The 1073-nt window shown below is 32.1% G+C and carries 2 protein-coding genes; both read left to right on the top strand.

The genetic code is table 11. The features are described 5' to 3' along the window. Positions 1–254 (top strand): C39 family peptidase (locus tag ACOZBP_RS17330; RefSeq protein ID WP_422677557.1); only part of this gene is annotated, 254 nt, incomplete at its 5' end. Between the two features lie 522 nt (positions 255–776). Further along, on the top strand, positions 777–1013 hold the full coding sequence (locus ACOZBP_RS17335; RefSeq protein ID WP_259347180.1) for a cell wall hydrolase: 237 nt from the start codon (positions 777–779) through the stop codon (positions 1011–1013). Positions 1014–1073: the final 60 nt, after the last annotated feature.

Here is a 1073-nt window from a genome sequence, read left to right on the forward strand (position 1 = left end):
AGCCTGTGTGGATAATAACCAATACAACCTATAAAAAATTGCCTAACTCTTCCTTTCAAGAATGGGAGACGCCAAATGGAAAAGTTAAAATAACATATAAAGAACATTCTGTGTTAATTACAGGATATGATCAATCTTTTGTATATTTTAATGATCCCATTAGTGGTGAAAAGAACAAAAAAGTACAATTAGGACCATTTATAGATGCTTGGAAACAAATGGGGAGCCAAGCCCTTTCATTAAAGTTAAACTAAGAATAACTTATTAACAGAATTACAGTTCAAGTGGAAATAAGTAACACATTTTAGTAACCTTTAAATCACAGGCTTTAAAGTGCATAGGAAAATTTTGGAGGTAGTGTATAAATAGTTTCGTTGATAATATTGTTCTCGTAGACTTTAGTACTAGGGGGGTATATGGACTTTAACAATAAATTTTTATCTTCAACGTTACTAGTAATACTATTATCGTTATTTTTTGGAATAAATTCAGAAGCATCTTCATTATACACAGTGAAATCTGGAGATACACTGTGAAAAATAAGTCAGCAAAATGGATTTCCTATAGGATCTATACAAATAGCAAATAATCTAAAAGTTAATAAATTAAATGTAGGACAACGATTGACATTACCAGAACCAATTACTGAAAGCGAAAGAACTTTATTAGCACAATTGATTTATGCCGAAGCACAGGGAGAACTTTATTCTGGAAAGGTTGCAGTAGCGCGACTGTAGTTCTAAACCGTGTAGATAGTAATCTTTTTTCCTAATACAATAAGAGAAGTAATATATGAACGTTCTAATGGATATTATGCTTTTTCGCCAGTTCAAAATGGGAAAATAAAGAATAACCCAACTACGGTAGAATATAGAGTAGTAGATGAGGCAGTAGCATATAGAGGGAAAGGGAGTAGATCCCTGTATTTTTACAATCCCAAAACAGCAAAAAGTGAGTGGATTCTAATTAAAGAAGTAACGGTGAGAATTGGAAATCATTCTTTTGCAAAGTAAACAAACATGAAACACAAAGGGGACCCCTTTGTGTTTTTATTAAATTTAGGAACTTGAACC

The organism is Brevundimonas sp. NPDC058933, assembly GCF_049315965.1.
In the GTDB taxonomy this organism is placed as follows: Bacteria; Pseudomonadota; Alphaproteobacteria; order Caulobacterales; family Caulobacteraceae; genus Brevundimonas.